Source organism: Pseudomonas donghuensis, from assembly GCF_000696345.2.
Lineage (GTDB): Bacteria > Pseudomonadota > Gammaproteobacteria > Pseudomonadales > Pseudomonadaceae > Aquipseudomonas > Aquipseudomonas donghuensis.
Genome location: NZ_CP071706.1, coordinates 4,715,753 through 4,736,112 on the forward strand (window position 1 = coordinate 4,715,753; position 20,360 = coordinate 4,736,112).

General features: G+C 62.7%; 17 protein-coding genes. 9 read left to right on the forward strand and 8 right to left on the reverse strand.

Annotated elements, in window-relative coordinates; all coding sequences use genetic code 11:
* Positions 1-34: 34 nt before the first annotated feature.
* The 3 genes from BV82_RS21885 to BV82_RS21895 form a co-directional block, all read right to left on the reverse strand.
* The gene (locus BV82_RS21885; RefSeq protein ID WP_010220840.1) at positions 35-877 is read right to left on the reverse strand and encodes a hypothetical protein; all 843 of its coding nucleotides are present in this window, start codon (positions 875-877) and stop codon (positions 35-37) included.
* 87 nt (positions 878-964) lie between these two features.
* Positions 965-1,969 carry an NAD-dependent epimerase/dehydratase family protein gene (locus tag BV82_RS21890; protein ID WP_036996754.1) on the reverse strand — a complete coding sequence of 335 codons (1,005 nt, stop codon included), beginning with the start codon at positions 1,967-1,969 and terminating at the stop codon, positions 965-967.
* Positions 1,970-2,021: 52 nt separating this feature from the next.
* Positions 2,022-2,912, reverse strand: coding sequence for a LysR family transcriptional regulator ArgP (locus BV82_RS21895; protein WP_036996756.1), 891 nt, complete (start codon positions 2,910-2,912; stop codon positions 2,022-2,024).
* A gap of 121 nt (positions 2,913-3,033) precedes the next feature.
* Here BV82_RS21895 and BV82_RS21900 point away from each other — a divergent pair, with 121 nt between their 5' ends.
* From BV82_RS21900 to BV82_RS21940, 9 genes are all read left to right on the forward strand, one after another.
* Complete coding sequence (locus BV82_RS21900) at positions 3,034-3,633, forward strand: LysE/ArgO family amino acid transporter (RefSeq protein WP_010220834.1); 600 nt, start codon at positions 3,034-3,036, stop codon at positions 3,631-3,633.
* A 189-nt stretch (positions 3,634-3,822) separates the two neighbouring features.
* The gene (locus tag BV82_RS21905; protein ID WP_010220832.1) at positions 3,823-4,419 is read left to right on the forward strand and encodes a superoxide dismutase; all 597 of its coding nucleotides are present in this window, start codon (positions 3,823-3,825) and stop codon (positions 4,417-4,419) included.
* A 315-nt stretch (positions 4,420-4,734) separates the two neighbouring features.
* A complete protein-coding gene (locus tag BV82_RS21910; RefSeq protein ID WP_374045286.1) occupies positions 4,735-6,816 on the forward strand; it encodes a putative bifunctional diguanylate cyclase/phosphodiesterase in 2,082 nt (693 codons plus the stop codon).
* 148 nt (positions 6,817-6,964) lie between these two features.
* Positions 6,965-8,299 carry an imelysin family protein gene (locus BV82_RS21915; RefSeq protein WP_036996758.1) on the forward strand — a complete coding sequence of 445 codons (1,335 nt, stop codon included), beginning with the start codon at positions 6,965-6,967 and terminating at the stop codon, positions 8,297-8,299.
* A gap of 196 nt (positions 8,300-8,495) precedes the next feature.
* A complete protein-coding gene (locus tag BV82_RS21920; RefSeq protein ID WP_036996761.1) occupies positions 8,496-9,923 on the forward strand; it encodes a di-heme oxidoreductase family protein in 1,428 nt (475 codons plus the stop codon).
* Between the two features lie 15 nt (positions 9,924-9,938).
* Positions 9,939-11,003, forward strand: a complete 1,065-nt coding sequence (locus tag BV82_RS21925; protein WP_036996764.1) for an imelysin family protein — start codon at positions 9,939-9,941, stop codon at positions 11,001-11,003.
* 2 nt (positions 11,004-11,005) lie between these two features.
* Entirely contained in the window at positions 11,006-12,103 is a 1,098-nt protein-coding gene (locus BV82_RS21930; protein WP_036996766.1) for a DUF1513 domain-containing protein, read from the forward strand.
* A 125-nt stretch (positions 12,104-12,228) separates the two neighbouring features.
* On the forward strand, positions 12,229-13,386 hold the full coding sequence (locus tag BV82_RS21935; RefSeq protein WP_036996768.1) for an efflux RND transporter periplasmic adaptor subunit: 1,158 nt from the start codon (positions 12,229-12,231) through the stop codon (positions 13,384-13,386).
* Positions 13,387-13,399: 13 nt separating this feature from the next.
* Entirely contained in the window at positions 13,400-16,450 is a 3,051-nt protein-coding gene (locus BV82_RS21940; RefSeq protein ID WP_036996770.1) for a multidrug efflux RND transporter permease subunit, read from the forward strand.
* A gap of 61 nt (positions 16,451-16,511) precedes the next feature.
* Here the strand turns inward: BV82_RS21940 and BV82_RS21945 are convergent, their stop codons facing one another.
* The 5 genes from BV82_RS21945 to colR form a co-directional block, all read right to left on the reverse strand.
* Positions 16,512-16,739, reverse strand: coding sequence for a hypothetical protein (locus tag BV82_RS21945; protein ID WP_026001182.1), 228 nt, complete (start codon positions 16,737-16,739; stop codon positions 16,512-16,514).
* Positions 16,739-17,449 (reverse strand): lipopolysaccharide kinase InaA family protein, encoded by a 711-nt coding sequence (locus tag BV82_RS21950; RefSeq protein ID WP_036996773.1) that lies wholly within the window; start codon positions 17,447-17,449, stop codon positions 16,739-16,741. Before BV82_RS21950 ends, BV82_RS21945 begins: the two co-directional genes overlap by 1 nt.
* 7 nt (positions 17,450-17,456) lie before the next feature.
* On the reverse strand, positions 17,457-18,137 hold the full coding sequence (locus BV82_RS21955; RefSeq protein ID WP_036996775.1) for a class I SAM-dependent methyltransferase: 681 nt from the start codon (positions 18,135-18,137) through the stop codon (positions 17,457-17,459).
* Between the two features lie 136 nt (positions 18,138-18,273).
* The gene (locus BV82_RS21960; RefSeq protein WP_010220820.1) at positions 18,274-19,572 is read right to left on the reverse strand and encodes a sensor histidine kinase; all 1,299 of its coding nucleotides are present in this window, start codon (positions 19,570-19,572) and stop codon (positions 18,274-18,276) included.
* The gene (gene colR / locus BV82_RS21965; protein ID WP_010220819.1) at positions 19,562-20,245 is read right to left on the reverse strand and encodes a two-component system response regulator ColR; all 684 of its coding nucleotides are present in this window, start codon (positions 20,243-20,245) and stop codon (positions 19,562-19,564) included. The genes BV82_RS21960 and colR overlap by 11 nt, the downstream gene beginning before the upstream one ends.
* Positions 20,246-20,360: the final 115 nt, after the last annotated feature.

Sequence of the window (20,360 nt, forward strand, 5' to 3'; positions counted from 1 at the left end):
TCTGTGGGAGCGGGCTTGTCCCGCGATGAGGCCCTCAAGGCCGGGTATTGATCTGCTGTTGCAGGTTCTGCACCTGGCTTTGCAAGGTATTGATGTTTCGAGTCACCTGGCCACGAAACGCATCGAACTCCGCCGTTGACGCACCGCCACTGGCCGCAGGCGCCGGGCGGTTCTCCTGTTCGCTCTTGAGCACGATCAGGTCCTGCTCCAGGCGCTGGATCGCCGCCGCCGGGTTGCCCTGTTTCTTCAGCGTCGCCACATCTGCGCTCAGGCTCTTGAGCTCACCATCGAGCTTGCCGCCATCGACCTGGGCCGTCTTCAATGCCGCCAACTCGTCATTTACCCGCTTGAGCTGTGCCTGCAACTGCTCCTGCAACTTGGCATTGGCCGCCTGCTGCTCGCTGGCCTGAGCCAACACCTGCTCCAGTCGCTTGCCCAGATCGCCGGTCTGCCCGGCCACACCCTGCTGTTGCTTGCCCTGCTCGGCCAGGCTCGCCTGCAGCTGCCTGATCTGCAGCTTCAGGGCTTCGCTGTCGGTGCTGACACTGGTCTCGCTGGCCGCAACCTTGCCGCTGATCGCCTGCAGGCGTCCCGCCGCATCTTCACTGATGCGGGCGAAACTCTCCTGGGTGGCAACCAGTTGCTGCTCCATCAGGGAAATCTGTTGGAAGCTCCACCAGCCAAGGCCAGCCAGAGCAATGAACGAGGCGCCGAGCAATGCCCACAACGGGCCGCTGCTCGCGGCCTTGGGCTGAGCACGCGAAGCTGCCGGCCCGCCACGACGCACACCCGCTACCGGGACGAAATCATCGTCATCACGGCTACCGGCACTCAAGGTCGGCACGTTATCGAAATCATCTGGAGCATCGTTACGCATGGGATCCCTTCAACCACGGTGATAGCAAATGGTCAGTAGTATAAAGCCTGATCAGCGCACTGATCGACCGCAAAGCCCTGGTCCGGTTCAGTCCTTGCCGGACGGAAGGTCCTGGGCTTTCCACCAGCCACAGAACTCATCCAGTGCCGACCACAGGCTGACGCTGGGGCGGTAATCAAGCAACTGCCGGGCGCGGCTGATGTCGAGCGTGAAGTCCTTGCTCATCACCTGCGTGCCCAAGCGCGACAGGGTCGGTTGCGGACGGCCAGGCCAGAGCAGGCAGGCACCTTCGTTCAAGGCCGCAAGGCTGTAGGCCAGGCCGTAGGAACGGTAACGGGTGACCTGCGGCAGGTGCATTTGTCGCATTACATAATTGACCACATCCCACAATGGCAACGGGTGGCCATTGCTGATGTTGTAGGCCTGGCCCAGCGCGGCCTCGTCGGCGAGCAAGGCACTGACCAACGCCTCGTTGAGGTTCTGCACGCTGGTGAAGTCGACCTTGTTCAAACCATTGCCGATGATTGCCAAACGCCGCTTGCGCTGCATCTGCAACAAGCGCGGGAAGATGCTCACGTCGCCAGCGCCAGTGACAAAATGTGGACGCAGGGCCAGCACTTCGAGGCCGAACTCCTGAGCGCCGAAGACCTTCTGCTCGGCCAGGTGCTTGGTTGCCCCGTAATGGTTATGGAAGCGCCGCGGCACCTGCTCTTCAGTGATGCCCAACTGCGAGCGGCCATTGAAACAGATCGACGGCGAAGACAAGTGCACCAGCCGCCGCACATGCTCTTTAAGGCATGCTTCCACCACGTTTTCAGTCACCACCACGTTGCCCTGGTAGAAATCCTGATAGCGCCCCCAGTTGCCCACGGCACCCGCGCAATGCACCACGGCTTCGACGCCCTGGCACAGGCGCCGGGCCAGGTCCGGGTCGTTGAGGTCACCCGGGATGAACTGCGCGCCGCGTCGCACCAGGTGCTCGACACCTTCGGCGCGGCGGCCGTTGACCCGAACGTCAAAGCCCTGCTCCAAGGCAAAGCGCGCAAAGCGCCCGCCGATGAAGCCGCTCGCGCCGGTGACCAGAATTCGCATGTAGCACTCCGCCTAAAACAGGTTTTTCAGATACTGCTGACGCCGCCCGTGCCTACAAGGGCACCAGCCATTGCCCGGCCGTGAGGCGCAGGTGCTCCGTCAGTTGGCCAAGCAACTGCCCGCCATTGCGCCAATGATGCCAGTACAAGGGCACGTCGATGGGTTTATCCGCCGATATTTCTACCAGACGCCCGCTGGCCAGTTGGTCGCGTACCTGCAGTTCCGGCACCAGCCCCCAGCCCAGGCCCGCTTCGGTCATGCGCAAAAAGCCCTCGGACGACGGACACAGGTGATGCAGGAAACCGTCCTCAATACCCAGGGACGCCAGGTAACGGTGCTGGAGAAAATCATCCGGCCCGAACACCAGCGCCGGGGTACGCGACAAACGGCCGGCATCAAAGCCCGAAGGAAAGTAGCGGGCCATGAACGCCGGGCTGGCCAGGGCACGGTAGCGCATAGCACCAAGCAACAGGCTGCGGGCGCCCGCCACCGGCCGTTCGCTGCCGCACAGGCAGGCGGCCACTTCACCGGCTCGCATGCGCTTGAGGCCGACTTCCTGGTCTTCCACCACCAGGTCCAGCAGCACCTGCTGGTCAGCGCAGAACTCACCCGCCGCAGCGGCCCACCAGGTCGCCAGGCTGTCGGCGTTCAGGGCAATGCGCAAACGCTCCGGCATACCCTCCTCGTCCAGCGCCGGCACCTGGCTCTGCAGGTCGCGTTCAAGCAGGCGCACCTGCTGCACATGGTTGAGCAAGCGCCGGCCAACATCGGTGGGGCTTGGCGGGTTGGCGCGCACCAGCACCGGCTGGCCGACCCGCGCTTCAAGCAACTTGATGCGCTGGGAAATCGCCGACTGCGACAGGCCCAGCACCTGGGCGGCACGCTCGAAACCGGCCTGCTCGATGACGGCAGCGAGGGCAGAAAGCAGTTTGTAATCGAACATTATTTTTCCTAATGCCTGATCAGCTTTATTTGTTTTTCTTATACAGATGACATCCCCACAATGGCCAGCATCTTCTTTGTATTTGCGCCCGCGCCCTGCGGGCGTCCGTGGAGTCCTCCCTATGTGGCAAAGCTACCTGAACGGCCTGCTGGTCGCCTTCGGCCTGATCATGGCGATCGGCACGCAAAACGCCTTTGTCCTGGCGCAAAGCCTGCGCCGTGAACATCACCTGCCGGTGGCGGCGCTGTGCGTGGTCTGCGACGCCATCCTGGTGGCGGCCGGAGTGTTCGGCCTGGCCACGGTACTGGCGCAGAACCCGACCCTGCTGGCCGTGGCACGCTGGGGCGGTGCAGTATTTCTGCTCTGGTACGGCGGCAAGGCTTTGTTGCGGGCCTGCTCGCAACAAAGCCTGCAGCAAGGCGAAGGCCAGGGCCTGCGCTCGCGCCGGGCAGTGCTGCTCAGTGCCCTGGCGGTGACCTTGCTCAACCCGCATGTGTACCTCGACACCGTGTTGCTGATCGGCTCACTGGGCGCCCAGCAAACCGTGCCCGGCGCCTACGTGGCCGGCGCCGCCAGCGCCTCGCTGCTGTGGTTCTTCACCCTGGCCCTGGGCGCCGCCTGGCTGGCCCCGTGGCTGGCGCGGCCTGGGACCTGGCGGCTGCTCGACCTGATGGTGGCGGTGATGATGTTTGCCGTGGCGGCGCAGCTGATCTTTACCTGAGGCGCCGCTCGTCCGGCACCGGCAAAGGCTCTGGAACCTCTTTCCCGTACACTTGTTGCGTGGTTAAGCACCGGGCCCGGTGCTATGATCCAGCCCTTGCGTCGCAAAGAGTACAGACTCGCCGACGCACACCGGCCGCCCGTGATCGGCCTTGCGCTCACCGCAACAGACCTGATTAGGAGAATCACCATGGCTTTTGAATTGCCGCCGCTGCCTTACGCCCACGACGCCCTGCAGCCGCACATTTCCAAGGAAACCCTGGAATACCACCACGACAAGCACCACAACACCTATGTCGTGAACCTGAACAACCTGGTGCCTGGCACCGAGTTCGAAGGCAAGACCCTGGAAGAGATCGTCAAGACCTCCTCGGGCGGTATCTTCAACAACGCCGCTCAGGTCTGGAACCACACCTTCTACTGGAACTGCCTGGCGCCAAACGCCGGCGGCCAACCAACCGGCGCCCTGGCTGAAGCCATCAACGCCGCGTTCGGCTCCTTCGACAAGTTCAAGGAAGAGTTCACCAAGACGTCGGTCGGCACCTTCGGTTCCGGTTGGGGCTGGCTGGTGAAAAAAGCCGACGGTTCCCTGGCCCTGGCCAGCACCATCGGCGCCGGCAACCCGCTGACCAGCGGCGATACCCCGCTGCTGACCTGCGACGTCTGGGAACACGCCTACTACATCGACTACCGCAACCTGCGTCCGAAGTACGTCGAGGCGTTCTGGAACCTGGTCAACTGGAAGTTCGTTGCCGAGCAGTTCGAAGGCAAGACCTTCACTGCCTGAGACGGCTGCTGATCGATACGCGTGATCCGGTATCGAGCGACCGAGAAGCCCACCCTAGCGGTGGGCTTTTTTATGGGCGCCGATGCTGCAACATTTTTCATCCTATTCCCGCGCCGTGCATCTTGCCGCGCACGCAGAGCACGCTAACATCAAACGTTGGGAAACTCTTTCCCACGGATTAAAGTCGCAAGGCCGGGCAACCGATACAGTGACGGCAGGCACCCAACCTGCTCCAGGGGCAAAAATGCACCCTCACGGAGCTGGAGAAGTCCTGTTGACGGCCGATAGTGGATTGCCAAGTTTGATGGCAAAATGATGCCATGCGCATGGATTAAGGAAACCCCATTGAAGCTGGAACTCAAGAACAGCTTATCGGTCAAGTTGCTCAGGGTAGTACTGCTCTCGGCGTTGGTCGTCGGTGTAGTTCTCAGTTGTGCGCAGATCGTCTTCGATGCCTACAAGACCCGCCAGGCCGTCGCCAATGACGCCCAACGGATCCTCGACATGTTCCGTGATCCTTCAACCCAGGCGGTGTACAGCCTGGACAAGGAAATGGGCATGCAGGTCATGGAGGGCTTGTTCCAGGACGAGTCCGTGCGCATGGCCGCCATCGGCCATCCCAATGAAACCATGCTGGCGGAAAAATCCCGCCCGCTGCAGGAAGTCTCCAGCCGCTGGTTGACCGACCTGATTCTCGGCCAGGAACGCAGCTTCACCACCCAGCTGGTCGGCCGTGGCCCCTACAGCGAATATTACGGCGACCTGAGCATCACCCTCGACACCGCGTCCTATGGCGAGGGCTTTCTGGTCAGTTCGGTGATCATCTTCATTTCCGGTGTGCTGCGCGCCCTGGCCATGGGCCTGGTGCTGTACCTGGTCTATCACTGGATGCTGACCAAGCCGCTGTCGAAGATCATCGAGCACCTCACCCAGATCAACCCCGACCGCCCCAGCCAGCATCAGTTGCCGCTGATCAAGGGCCACGAAAAGAACGAGCTGGGCTTGTGGGTCAATACCGCCAACCAATTGCTGGCGTCGATCGAGCGCAACACCCACCTGCGTCACGAGGCCGAGAACAGCCTGCTGCGCATGGCCCAATACGACTTTCTCACCGGCCTGCCCAATCGCCAGCAATTACAGCAGCAACTGGACAAGATCCTGATCGACGCCGGTCGCCTGCAACGCCGGGTGGCAGTGCTGTGTGTCGGCCTGGATGACTTCAAGAGCATCAACGAGCAATTCAGCTACCAGGCCGGCGACCAGTTGCTGCTGGCCCTGGCCGATCGCCTGCGCGCCCACAGTGGCCGGCTTGGCGCCCTGGCACGCCTGGGTGGCGACCAGTTCGCCCTGGTCCAGGCCGATATCGAGCAGCCCTACGAAGCGGCAGAACTGGCCCAGAGCATTCTCGATGACCTCGAGGCGCCGTTCGCGCTCGACCATCAGGAAATCCGCCTGCGCGCCACCATCGGCATCACCCTGTTCCCCGAAGACGGCGACAGCACCGAGAAGCTGCTGCAAAAAGCCGAGCAGACCATGACCCTGGCCAAGGCCCGCTCACGCAACCGCTACCAGTTCTACATCGCCAGCGTCGACAGCGAGATGCGCCGCCGTCGCGAGCTGGAAAAAGACCTGCGCGAAGCCCTGCCGCGCAACCAGCTGTTTCTGGTCTATCAACCGCAGATCAGCTACCGCGACCACCGCGTGGTCGGCGTCGAGGCGCTGCTGCGCTGGCAGCATCCGGAGCTGGGCATGGTCCCGCCCGACCAGTTCATCCCTCTGGCCGAGCAGAACGGCAACATCATCACCATCGGCGAGTGGGTACTCGACCAGGCCTGCCGGCAACTGCGCGACTGGCATGACCAGGGCTTCAGCGAACTGCGCATGGCGGTCAACCTGTCGACCGTGCAACTGCACCACAACGAGCTGCCGCGGGTGGTCAACAACCTGCTGCAGATCTACCGCCTGCCACCGCGCAGCCTGGAGCTGGAGGTCACCGAAACCGGCCTGATGGAAGACATCAGCACCGCCGCCCAGCACCTGCTGAGCCTGCGCCGCTCCGGGGCGCTGATCGCCATTGACGACTTCGGTACCGGCTACTCCTCGCTCAGCTACCTGAAATCGCTGCCGCTGGACAAGATCAAGATCGACAAGAGCTTCGTCCAGGACCTGCTCGATGACGACGACGATGCCACCATCGTTCGCGCCATCATTCAGCTGGGCAAGAGCCTGGGCATGCAGGTGATCGCCGAGGGCGTGGAGACGGCTGAACAGGAGGCCTACATCATTGCCCAGGGTTGCCATGAAGGTCAGGGCTATCACTACAGCAAACCACTGCCAGCCCGGGAGTTGACCGCGTTCCTGAAACAGGCGCAGCGCAACCAGGTTTCGATTCTGTAACCCCCGTCCGCATCGCCAGAAGTGACAAAAACACGCATTTGAATATTTACGTGACTGCCCCTTTACACAAAATGCAAATCTTTCGCATTATGTTGCAGTTTTGCGTGCCCCGGTACGCTTGTCCAACCTCTCGACGCAGGAATTCGCCATGATTCGTATGCCTCTGGCCACCGCCAGTCTGTTGGCCATTGCCATCTCTCTCGCCGGTTGCGGCGACAGCAAGGACAAGGACAAGGCCGCCGCACCGCAAACTCCGGCCGCCACCACCTCGGCTGCCGCACCTGCTGGCGCCGTTGACGAGGCAGCGGCCAAGGCCGTGGTCAAGCATTACGCCGACATGGTCCATGCCGTCTACAGCGACTCGCTGAGCACCGCCAAGACCCTGCAAACCGCCATCGACGCCTTCCTCGCCAAGCCCAACGACGAAACCCTGAACGCCGCCAAGGCCGCCTGGGTCGCCGCACGCGTGCCGTACCTGCAGAGTGAAGTGTTCCGCTTCGGCAACACCATCATCGACGACTGGGAAGGTCAGGTGAACGCCTGGCCGCTGGACGAAGGCCTGATCGATTACGTCGATAAGAGCTACGAGCACGCCCTGGGCAACCCTGGCGCGACCGCCAACATCATCGCCAACCTGCAAGTGCAGGTCGGCGAAGACAAGATCGACGTCAAGGACATCACCCCGGAGAAACTGGCCAGCCTGAACGAGCTGGGCGGCTCCGAAGCCAACGTCGCCACCGGCTACCACGCCATCGAATTCCTGCTCTGGGGCCAGGACCTGAATGGCTCCGGCCCAGGCGCTGGCGCCCGCCCTGCCTCCGACTACCTGGAAGGCAAGGGCGCTACCGGCGGCCACAACGAACGCCGTCGCGCCTACCTGAAAGCCGTGACCCAACTGCTGGTCAATGACCTCGAAGAAATGGTCGGCAACTGGGCGCCGAACGTCGCCACCAACTACCGCGCCACCCTCGAAGCCGAGCCTGTCAACGACGGCCTGCGCAAGATGCTGTTCGGCATGGGCAGCCTGTCGCTGGGCGAACTGGCTGGCGAGCGCATGAAAGTTTCCCTGGAAGCCAACTCGCCTGAAGACGAGCAGGACTGCTTCAGCGACAACACCCACAACTCGCACTTCTACGACGCCAAGGGCATCCGCAACGTCTACCTGGGCGAATACACCCGCACCGACGGCACCAAGCTGACTGGGCCAAGCCTGTCGTCGCTGGTGGCCAAGGTCGACGCGGCTACCGACACCACCCTCAAGGCCGACCTGGAAGCGACCGAAGCCAAGATCCAGGTCATGGTCGACCACGCCGCCAAAGGCGAGCACTACGACCAGCTGATCGCGGCCGACAACGCTGCCGGCAACCAGATCGTGCGTGACGCCATCGCCGCCCTGGTCAAACAGACCGGTGCGATCGAACAGGCCGCAAGCAAGCTGGGGATTGCCAACCTGGCGCCAGACAGCGCTGATCACGAGTTCTGATTCAGTAGCGGTTAACAAAGGCGGCCTTCGGGTCGTCTTTTTTATGCGCATTATCGCGGGGCAAGCCCGCTCCCACTGTAGGAGCTGGCTTACCCCGCGATAGATTTCATCCAGCAAACGCAAATCCCTCTTATTCAATTTCCCTGAGCCTGCTAAGCTTGCACGCCGGTTTTTTGCCCAAGCCCCAGGATTATTGATGTCCTCGTTGCTTTCCCGCCTCAGCCCCCTGCTTCTGGCCCTGTTCCTGGCCGGTTGCGACGATGCCCCGCATTTCACCCAGGCCGAGCCCGGTGAGGCGCTGGCCGGTGGCAAGGCCACGGTGAACAAGCGCGACCAGAACGCCTACTCCATGCCTTCGGCCAACCTGCCGCCGAGCCGGCGCCTGGACTTCAGCGTCGGCAACAGCTTTTTCCGCAGCCCCTGGGTGATTGCGCCGTCAACCACCACTGCCCGCGACGGCCTGGGCCCGCTGTTCAATACCAATGCCTGCCAGAACTGCCACATCAAGGACGGTCGCGGCCATCCGCCCGGGCCCAACGCGGCCAACTCGGTGTCGATGCTGGTGCGCCTGTCGATCTCTGACCAACCACAGTACGCCAAGGTCATCGAGCAACTGGGCATCGTCCCGGAGCCTGTGTATGGTGGTCAGTTGCAGGACATGGCAGTGCCCGGTGTCGCCCCCGAAGGCAAGGTGCGCGTTGAATACGATGCGCACACCGTAACCTTCAAGGACGGTACGCACGTGGAGCTGCGCACGCCGCGGTTGCAGATCAGCCAGCTGGGCTACGGCCCGATGCACCCGGACACCCGATTCTCCGCCCGGGTCGCCCCGCCGATGATCGGCCTGGGCCTGCTCGAAGCCATCCCTGAGGCGGCAATCCTGGCCAACGCCGACCCCGATGACGTTAATGGCGATGGCATCCGTGGCCGCGCCAACCGGGTCTGGGACGATACCCTGGGCCAGACCGTAGTCGGCCGCTTTGGCTGGAAGGCCGGGCAGCCAAACCTCAATCAGCAGAATGTCCACGCCTTTTCCGGTGACATGGGCCTGACCACCAGCCTGCGGCCGATGGACGATTGCACCCCGGCGCAAACCGACTGCCTCAACGCCGCCAACGGTAACGGCGCCAATGGCGAGCAGGAAGTCAGCGACAACATCCTGCGCCTGGTGCTGTTCTACACCCGTAACCTGGCGGTGCCGGTGCGCAAGGACGTCGATTCAACCCAGGTCCTGGCCGGCAAGAACCTGTTCCACCAGGCCGGTTGCCAACGCTGCCACACGCCACAGTTCACCACCGCCAGCGACGCCGCCGAGCCGGAGCTGGCCAGCCAGCTGATCCGCCCCTACAGCGACCTGCTGCTGCACGACATGGGCCCGGGCCTGGCGGATAACCGCACCGAGTTCGCCGCCAGCGGCCAGGACTGGCGCACCCCGCCGCTGTGGGGCATCGGTTTGAACCAGACCGTCAGCGGTCACACCCAGTTTCTTCATGATGGCCGCGCCCGCGACCTGCTCGAAGCCGTGCTCTGGCACGGCGGCGAGGCCGAGGCGGCCAAGCAGCACGTACTGACCTTCAATGCCGAGCAGCGCGCCGCGTTGCTGGCCTTTCTGAATTCACTTTAAGCAAAGGAGCCGGGCATGTTCCGTCCCAAACTGTTGTTCACCAGCCTTGCCGCCCTCGCCCTCGGCGCCTGCTCGCCGCAAGACCCGCAAGCGCTGACCTCGGCGGCGATCGCCCAACAGGTGATCCTGCCGACCTACAGCCGCTGGGTCGAAGCCGACCGCCAACTGGCCGTCAGTGCCCTGGCTTTCTGTGAAGGCAAAGCGGACCTGGCCACTGCCCGCGCCGACTTCCTCCATGCGCAAAAAGCCTGGGCCGAGCTGCAGCCGCTGTTGATTGGCCCGCTGGCGGAAGGCAACCGCGCCTGGCAGGTGCAGTTCTGGCCCGACAAGAAGAACCTGGTCGGTCGTCAGGTCGAGCAACTGATCAATGCCGACACGCCGGTCGATGCCGAAACCCTGGGCAAATCCAGTGTCGTCGTGCGCGGCCTGTCGGCTTACGAGTACATCCTCTTCGACAGCAAGCCGGACGCCGCCAACGCCGAACAGAAAGCCCGTTACTGCCCGCTGCTGGTGGCCATCGGCGAACACCAGAAGACCCTGGCCGAAGAAATCCTCAAAGGCTGGAACAGCACCGATGGCATGCTGGCGCAGATGACCAAGTTCCCCAACCAGCGCTATGCCGACTCCCACGAAGCCATTGCCGACCTGCTGCGCGCCCAGGTCACCGCCCTGGACACCCTGAAGAAAAAGCTCGGCGCGCCGATGGGCCGCTTGAGCAAGGGCATCCCGCAGCCGCTGCAGGCCGAAGCCTGGCGCAGCCACTCCTCGCTGAAAAGCCTGGAAGCCAGCCTGAACGCGGCCCAGACCGTCTGGGTCGGGGTCGACAACAAAGGCCTGCGTGGCCTGCTGGGCAAGGATCAGCAGGCCCTGGCCGACAAGATCGACGCCGCCTACGCCAATGCGATCAAGCTGCTGGCCAGCAACCAGAAAACCCTGGGCGAGTTGCTCGACGACGAAGCCGGTCGCCAGCAACTGAACGCCATTTACGACAGCCTCAACGTCGTCCACCGCCTGCACGAAGGCGAGCTGGCCAAGGCGTTGGGCATCCAGCTGGGCTTCAATGCCAACGACGGTGACTGATCATGTTGCGACGCCAGGCTCTCAAACTCGGTAGCGTTGTGCTCAGCGCCCTCACCCTCGGCGGCTGGGCCCTGTTTCGCAACAAGAGCAGCGCCCCGCTCCTGCTCTCGGCGCGTGACGATGGCGACGGCAAGCACTATGCCGTCGGCTACCGCCTGGACGGTACCCAGGTATTCGCCACCCAGGTGGGCCAGCGTTGCCACGACATCATCAACCACCCCGAGCAGCCGATTGCCCTGTTCGTCGCCCGCCGCCCCGGCACCGAGAGCTACCTGATCGACCTGCGCGATGGCCGCTTGCTGCAGACCATCACCTCGCAGCCGAACCGGCACTTCTACGGCCACGCGGTGATCCACAAGAGCGGTGAATGGCTGTATGCCACCGAGAACGACACCACCGACCCCGGTCGTGGCGTGCTCGGGGTGTATCGGTTCGACGGCGAACGTCTGCAGCACAGCGGTGAAATCCCGACCCACGGCATCGGCCCGCACCAGGTGTCGTGGATGCCCGACGGCGAGACCCTGGTGGTGGCCAACGGCGGTATCCGCACCGAGGCCGAAAGCCGGGTGGAGATGAACCTCGATGCCATGCAGCCAAGCCTGGTGCTGATGCAGCGCGACGGTACCCTGCTGAGCAAAGAGGTACTCGGCCAGCAGATGAACAGTGTGCGCCACCTGGCGATTGCCGCCGACGGCACCATCGTCGCCGGCCAACAGTTCATGGGCGCCAGCCACGAGACGGCCGAACTGCTGGCGATCAAACGTCCGGGCCAGGCATTCGAAGCCTTCCCGGTGCCCGAGCATCAGTTGCAGTCAATGGCCCACTACACCGCCAGCGTCGCTGTTCACAATGAGCTGCGCCTGGTGGCGCTGACCGCACCACGGGCCAACCGCTTGTTCATCTGGGACCTGGACAGCGCCCAGGTACGCCTGGACGCCCCGATGCCCGATTGCGCCGGCGTCGGCGCCGTGGCCGACGGTTTTGTCGTGACCTCCGGACAGGGCCGTTGCCGCCTGTACGATTGCCGCAAAAACGAGCTGATCGGCCAGCCGCTGCAACTGCCCTCGGGGCTCTGGGACAACCACCTGCACCTGGCCTGAAAATAGCCGGGAACACAGGCTTCCCAGGCCCGGTCAACAGAGTAATATTCGGCTACATCGCACGTGGGCAGGGACGCCCGTCGTCGTGCCAAGCGAACCACAATTCGTCTCCAAGGAACTGGACTATGCTGCGCCGCCGCATGCTGATCATGTTGGGTGTTGTCCTGCTGCTCGTGCTGATCCTGGGGGGCTACAAAGCCTTTGCCATCTATCAGCAGATCCAGATGTTCGCGGCCCCCAAGCCACCGATCAACGTGGCGGCGACCGAGGCCAGCGAACGCGCCTGGCAGAACCGCTTGCCGGCAGTGGGCAGCCTCAAGGCCCTGCAAGGGGTCGACCTGAGCCTGGAGATCGCCGGCACGGTCAAGGCCCTGCAGTTCGAGTCCGGGCAGCAGGTCAGCAAGGGCCAGCTGTTGCTGCAACTGGACAGTGATGTCGAAACCGCGCTGCTGGGTACCGCCCTGGCCGACCTGGGCCTGGCCCAGGTCGATTACAACCGCGGCAGCCAGCTGGTCGGCAGCCAGGCCATTTCCAAGGGCGAGTTCGATCGCTTGAGCGCACAGTTCAAGCGCACCAAGGCGGTGGTCGAACAACTCAAGGCCGCACTGGCGAAAAAGAGCATCAACGCACCGTTCAGCGGCACCATCGGCATCCGCCAGGTGGACGTCGGCGACTACCTGGCCAGCGGCACAGTCATCGCGACCCTGCAGGACCTGAGCAGCCTCTACGTCGACTTCTTTGTCCCCGAGCAGTCGATTCCCAAGCTGAGCATTGGCCAGCAGGTGCTGGTCAACGTCGCCGCCTACCCACAGGAGAACTTCCCCGGCACCCTCAGCGCCATCAACCCCAAGGTTGAGGACAGCACCCGCAACGTGCAGGTCCGCGCCACCCTGGCCAACCCCGACGGCAAGCTGCTGCCCGGCATGTTCACCAGCCTGCAGGTGCTGCTGCCCGATCCGCAGCTACAGGTGGTGGTGCCGGAAAGCGCGGTCACCTATACGCTCTACGGCAACTCGGTGTACGTCGCCGTGGCGAAAAAGCCCGAGAAGGCCGAGGACGCCAAGCCACAGGCCACCCCCGAAGGCCAGGCGACACTGATCGCCGAGCGCCGTTTCGTGGAAACCGGTGAACGCCGCGATGGCCTGGTGGTGATCAGCAAAGGGCTCAAGGCCGGTGAAACGGTGGTCACCGCCGGCCAACTGAAACTCACCCAGGGCGCGCCGATCAGCATCAGCCCGGACAAGACCCTGCAAGCCCCCACCCGCCAGCCGCGCAGCAACTGATCAAGGAACCGCCATGGCCTTTACCGATCCGTTCATCCGCCGCCCGGTGCTGGCCAGCGTGGTCAGCCTGCTGATCGTGCTGCTGGGCTTCCAGGCCTGGAGCAAGTTACCGATCCGCCAATATCCGCAGATGGAAAACGCCCTGATCACGGTGACCACCGCCTACCCCGGAGCCAACGCCGAGACCATCCAGGGCTACATCACCCAACCGCTGCAGCAGAGCCTGGCCAGCGCCGAAGGCATCGATTACATGACCTCGGTGAGCCGGCAGAACTTCTCGGTGATCTCGATCTATGCACGCATCGGTTCAGACAGCGACCGTCTGTTCACCGAGCTGCTGGCCAAGGCCAACGAGGTCAAGAACAAGCTGCCCCAGGATGCCGAAGACCCGGTGCTGAGCAAGGAAGTCGCCGACGCCTCGGCGCTGATGTACATCAGCTTCTACAGCAGCGAGCTGAGCAACCCGCAAATCACCGATTACCTGTCACGGGTGATCCAGCCCAAGCTTGCGACCCTGCCCGGCATGGCCGAGGCCGAGATCCTCGGCAACCAGCTGTTCGCCATGCGCCTGTGGATCGACCCGGTGAAGCTGGCAGGCTACGGCCTGAGCGCCAATGACGTGACCCAGGCGGTGCGCGGCTACAACTTCCTTTCCGCGGCGGGCGAGCTCAAGGGTGAATACATCGTCACCAGCATCAACGCCACCACTGAACTGAAGAGCGCCGAAGCCTTCGCCAAGATCCCGCTCAAGACCAGCGGCGACAGCCGGGTGCTGCTCGGCGATGTGGCGCGGGTCGAGATGGGCGCGGAGAACTACGACACGGTCAGCTCCTTCGACGGCACGCCATCGGTGTACATCGGCATCAAGGCTACCCCGGCGGCCAACCCGCTGGAGGTGATCAAGGAGGTGCGCAAGCTCATGCCCGAGCTTGAAAGCCAGTTGCCGCCGAACCTGAAGTCCTCGATTGCCTACGACGCCACACTGTTCATCCAGGCGTCGATCAACGAAGTGGTAAAAACCCTGGTCGAAGCGGTGCTGATCGTCATCGTCGTGGTTTTCCTGTTCCTCGGCGCCTTGCGCTCGGTGCTGATCCCGGTGGTCACCATTCCGCTGTCGATGATCGGCGTATTGTTCTTCATGCAGTTGATGGGCTACTCACTGAACCTGCTGACCCTGCTGGCGATGGTGCTGGCCATCGGCCTGGTGGTCGATGACGCCATTGTCGTGGTGGAGAACATCCACCGTCATATCGAAGAAGGTAAATCGCCGTACGAAGCGGCCCTGGAAGGCGCCAGGGAGATCGCCATGCCGGTGGTGTCGATGACCATCACCCTGGCCGCGGTGTACGCCCCTATCGGCTTTCTGGAGGGGCTGACCGGCGCGCTGTTCAAGGAGTTCGCCCTGACCCTGGCCGGCGCCGTGGTGATCTCCGGCATCGTCGCCCTGACCCTGTCACCGATGATGTGCGCCTTGCTCCTGCGTCACGAGCAGAATCCCACGGGCCTGGCGCATCGCCTGGATGTGCTGTTCGAGCGGCTCAAGCAGCGTTACCAGAAAATCCTCCATGGCACCCTCAACACACGGCCGGTGGTGCTGGTATTTGCGCTGATCGTGCTGTGCCTGATTCCGGTGTTCCTGATGTTCACCAAGAATGAACTGGCGCCAGATGAAGACCAGGGCGTCATCTTCATGATGGCTACCGCGCCACAGCCGACCAACCTCGACTACCTGAACAGCTATACCGATGAGTTCATCACGATCTTCAAGGACTTCCCCGAGTATTACTCTTCGTTCCAGATCAACGGCTTCAATGGCGTGCAGTCGGGCATCGGCGGCTTTTTGCTCAAGCCCTGGAATGAGCGCGAGCGCACCCAGATGGAGCTGCTACCGCTGGTGCAGGCCAAGCTTGAGGGCATCAGCGGCCTGCAGATCTTCGGCTTCAACCTGCCCTCGCTACCAGGCACTGGCGAAGGCCTGCCGTTCGCCTTCGTGATCAACACCGCCAACGACTATGCGTCGCTGCTCGAGGTCGCCGAGCGGGTCAAGACGCGCGCCCAGGCCTCTGGCAAATTCGCCTTCCTCGACATCGACCTGGCCTTCGACAAGCCGGAGGTGGTGGTCGATATCGACCGGGCCAAGGCGGCGCAGATGGGCGTGTCGATGGACGCCCTGGGCGGTACCCTGGCGACGCTGCTGGCTGAAGCGGAGATCAACCGCTTTACCATCGACGGGCGCAGCTACAAGGTCATCGCCCAGGTCGAGCGGCCCTACCGCGATAACCCCGACTGGCTGAACAACTACTACGTAAAAAACCAGCAAGGGCAGATGCTGCCGCTGTCGACCCTGATCAGCATCAGCGACCGCGCCCGACCGCGCCAGCTCAACCAGTTCCAGCAATTGAACTCGGTAATCATCCAGGGCTTCCCGACGGTCAGCATGGGTGAGGCGCTGGATACCGTGCGCAGCATCGCCCGCGAAGAAGCCCCGGAGGGCTATGGCTTTGACTATGGCGGCGCGGCGCGTCAGTTCGTCCAGGAAGGCAGCGCCCTGTGGGTAACCTTCGGCCTGGCCCTGGCGATCATCTTCCTGGTGCTGGCGGCACAGTTCGAGAGTTTCCGCGACCCGTTGGTGATCCTGGTAACCGTGCCGCTGTCGATTTGCGGCGCGTTGATTCCGCTGTTCCTGGGTATCTCGAGCATGAACATCTACACCCAGGTGGGGCTGGTGACCCTGATCGGGCTGATCAGCAAGCACGGCATCCTGATCGTCGAGTTCGCCAACCAGTTGCGCCTGCAAAAAGGCCTCAGTGCGCGCGAAGCAGTGGAAGAAGCTGCGGCGATTCGCTTGCGCCCGGTGCTGATGACCACCGCCGCGATGGTGTTTGGCATGGTGCCGTTGATTCTCGCCACCGGCGCCGGTGCGGTCAGCCGCTTCGACATCGGCACGGTAATCGCCACCGGGATGTCCGTGGGCACCTTGTTCACCCTGTTCGTGCTGCCGTGCATCTATACCCTGCTGGCCGTGGAAGCGGGCTTGCCCCGCGAAGAGGTGGTGCCTGAATAACCTTCGCTTGGGGATCGATCGCGGGGCAAGTCGAATCGTCACACCGCCGCTCCCACAGGGGTCAGCCGCTGGCGCGTACGCCCTGGCTCAGGCCGAACAGCAATAACAACAGGTCGTGATCCGGCTTGGCATCGACCTGGGGTTTTACCACCCGTGGCAACGGGCATTGCGCACCGGCATCGACCTTGCTGAAAACCTGCGGGCGAGGCTCCTCCCACGCCGCTACGGCAGCGGTTGCCACGGCCAAGGCAATCACCAGAAACAAACCTCGGGCTATTTCTAGTTTCATTACTCTAAACCTTTGACAGCGCTGCCAAACGCTCCTTGGTAAAAATAGAGCAGTTTTTGCCACTCTGCGTCGTTGAAAGACGAATGGCGGCGCAGTTGTTTAAGGTCATTGAGCGCAGCACGCTGACAACTGATGCGCCGGCGGCACTTTTCGAGGTCCAGCAGGGCCACTTCAGCCCGAGCCTCGGCACCTTGGCCAATGACCTTGACGAAGACATGCTTGCCATACAGGCAACCATGCTGCCAATGACCGCGGTGCATCCGCGCCAGGTTCTGCGCCAGGTCCTCCAGCACCCGCTCGTGCAATGCCGGGTGGTACCGCTCTCGGGCACCAGCGGCGAACCAGCTGTCGATATCCTCGAAGCCTTCCAGCGCCTCGCTGACCAGCAAGGCTCGCCACTGATGCTCGGCATCACGGTCAACGCCGCAATAGACAATATGCGGCACCCGCACCCCCAACTGCTCGAAGCTGTTCAGGGCATCGTATTCACGCAACACGGTAGGGCGCCCGAAGGGGTGCAACAGGCTGCGGTAGATATGGCCGATCTGGCGCTTGGCATAAAACGTATGGCCAGCGTCGTCGCTCAGTCGCTGTACACCACTCTCGCCGCCGCGACGCTGATTGGGCTCCTCGACCCATTCGCCCTGCTGCTGCCAGAAATGATCGAACTGATCCTTGTTCGTCGTTGCTGCTGTGCGCTCAAACCCCATTCCCCGCTTACCCCTTACGCAAAAGATAGACTCGCCACATGGCGTAGAACGGTAAAAAGTCCAATCGTTCCTGAATGCGGAAACCTGCGGCTTCAAATTCCTTTTCAACCGTGGCAACAGGTAACACAAAACGATTCTGGTAACTGCCCTGCCCTTTTTCGACGTAACGCCGCTGCTCGAGCTTTTTGCGCCGCCAGGCTTTGAAATTGCCATCCACCCACAGCGAGACGATCACGCTGTCGCGGGTAACCCGTTGAAATTCAGAGAGTAATGTTTTGCGATGGGCCGCATCGCCGATGTGGTGCATCAGCCGCATGCAAAAAATACTGTCGACCGAGTTGTCCGGTAAATCGATGGCGAATGCGGAGGTCTGCAACGTACGTACCCGTGCCACCACCGCAGCCGGCTGCGAGGCCCGCGCGGTTTCGAGCATGGCTTCGGAATTGTCGGCACCAATGATCACCCGGTTGGGCTTTTCCGCCAGCAACGGCCAGAAGCGCCCGGCACCGCACGGCAAGTCGAGCACCAGCCCCGGTTCGCCAGCCAGGGCCAGGGCGCGACGGGCCAGTTGCTCGTCACGCTGGTGGGACATCCGGCGCGCCAGGCCGTCCTGGTGCTTGAGGAAGTATTCCTGGGCGTGCTGCTGGTCGTACTTATCCGAAAACTCGAGTTTGATAGGGCTACGCATTGTGCATCTCCTGACTCCAATGTGCCCACCTTAGGCTGGCAAGCGTTGGCGTCAGGTCATGCTGATGTGAAAAATTCGTTAGTTGTCACGACAAAAGTTTCAACTAATTACAAACTTTCACGGCTGGCCAATGGCCCTATTCGAGGTCAGTCGGCCTTTGCAGTGCCAGGCTCAGGTCTACGTGAAAGCGGCAGCCATGGGGCACCATGGCGGTCAGGCTGACGCTCCAGCCCTGGTCGTCACAAATCCGCTGCACCAGTGACAAGCCCAAGCCCAGGCCCTCGCCACGCTTTTCATCGCCGCGCACAAACGGCCGGAACATGGCTTCACGCTGCTCTTCGGGAATCCCTACACCACTGTCTTCGACCAGGAACCCCGCCGGTTCCAGCGTCAGGCGAATAAAGCCCTGATCGGTGTAGTGCGCCGCATTGCGCAGCAGGTTGCCCATGACCGCCTGAAGAAAGGTGGCGTTGTACAAGGTCGGGGTTGCGGCCTTGGCGTCGTACAGCAATGTCAGGCCTTTCTGCTCGATGGTATCGCGCCAGACGCCAATCAGGTCATCGGCCACCTCTTTCATGCTCGCCTGCGAGGCGACCGCGCCTTCGTCACGCTGGGCACGGGCGAGCATCAGGAAGGTCTTCACCAACTCCTGCATCTCTTCGGTGGCCCGGGCGATACGCTCGACCTGGGATCGGGCGCGGGTGTCGATGTTGGGGTTGACCAGCAACAGCTCACAGGAGCTGGCCAGCACCATCAACGGCGTGCGCAGCTCATGGCTGACATCACTGGTAAACAGGCGCTCACGGGTCAGGGCATCGCGCAGACGCCCCAGGGTATCGTCGAACGCCACGGCCAGCTGACCGACTTCATCCGCAGCGTAATCGGGCGCCAAGGGCGGCGCCAGGCCCAGCAGTTGATCACGGTGGCGCACCTGGCGGGCCAGGCGAATCACCGGTGCCATCACCCGCCGGGCCAGGACCCAGCCGAGGAATACCGCCAGCGCCAGGCTCAGGACAAAGCCGACCACGACCACCGCGAACAGCACTCGCTCGCGCTCTTCGAAATCACTCTGGTCCTGCAACAGCACGTAGCGACGGCCATCGACGATTTCGACCATCGCGTGGTAGGACAGATCTTCACGAAACACTTCATGAAAGCCACGGTCAAGGTGACGCAAATCCTTGGGCAGCTCGAAGTCATCACGCCCGCCGCTGAAATAGAACAGCTGGTCCGGCCGCGGCCGGTGGCTCCAGTCGCTGACGCTGTCCATGCGCAGCAAACGTTGCAGGTCGCCGCCCAGCACGGCGGAGATCAAGCGTTCTTCAACCAGGTGGACCGTAGCGACAATGCCGAAGGCGAAGGCCCCGGCCACCATCGCACTCATCAGGGCAAAGGCAATGATGATCCGCTGGGCAAGGCTTTGTTTAAACTCCATCACGGCCCTCGGCCAAGCGATAGCCGACGCCGTGGACGGTATGCAGCAGGGGTTTTTCAAACGGTTTGTCGATGACCTGGCGCAGTTGGTGAACGTGGCTGCGCAAGCTGTCGCTGTCCGGACAATCGTCGCCCCACAGCGCCTCTTCGAGTACTTCGCGGCGCAGCACATGCGGGCTCTTCTGCATCAGCACCGCCAGCAGCTTCAGGCCGACCGGGTTGAGCTTGAGCAATTTGCCCTCGCGGCTGACTTCCAGCGTGTCGAGGTCGTAGACCAGGTCACTGACCTGCAGGGTACGCCGACCACCGCCCTGGGTGCGACGCAGCACCGCTTCGATGCGCGCGGCAAGCTCCGACAGGGCAAACGGTTTGAGCAGGTAGTCGTCAGCGCCGGAGCGGAAGCCCTGCAGGCGATCGTCCAGCTGATCACGGGCGGTGAGCATGATCACCGGGGTGTCGCGCCGGGCGTCTTCGCGCAGGCGCTTGCACAGGGTATAGCCGTCGATGCCTGGCAACATGATGTCGAGCACGATCAGGTCGTAGTGTTCGGTGGCAGCCAGGTGCAGGCCGGAGAGACCGTCCTGGGCACAGTCCACCGTGTAACCCTTCAGGCCCAGGTAGTCGGCCAGGTTGGCGAGGATATCGCGGTTGTCTTCAACCAGTAGAATTCGCATGGGGTGTCTCCCGTCCGGCGCTTTTGCCTGCTTGGCAGGCGCAGCTTACGGCCATCAGCAGCGCTCGGCTAGGTCGGCGCGACTTTATTGCAGGTTAACGTTTTTTTCACCGAGC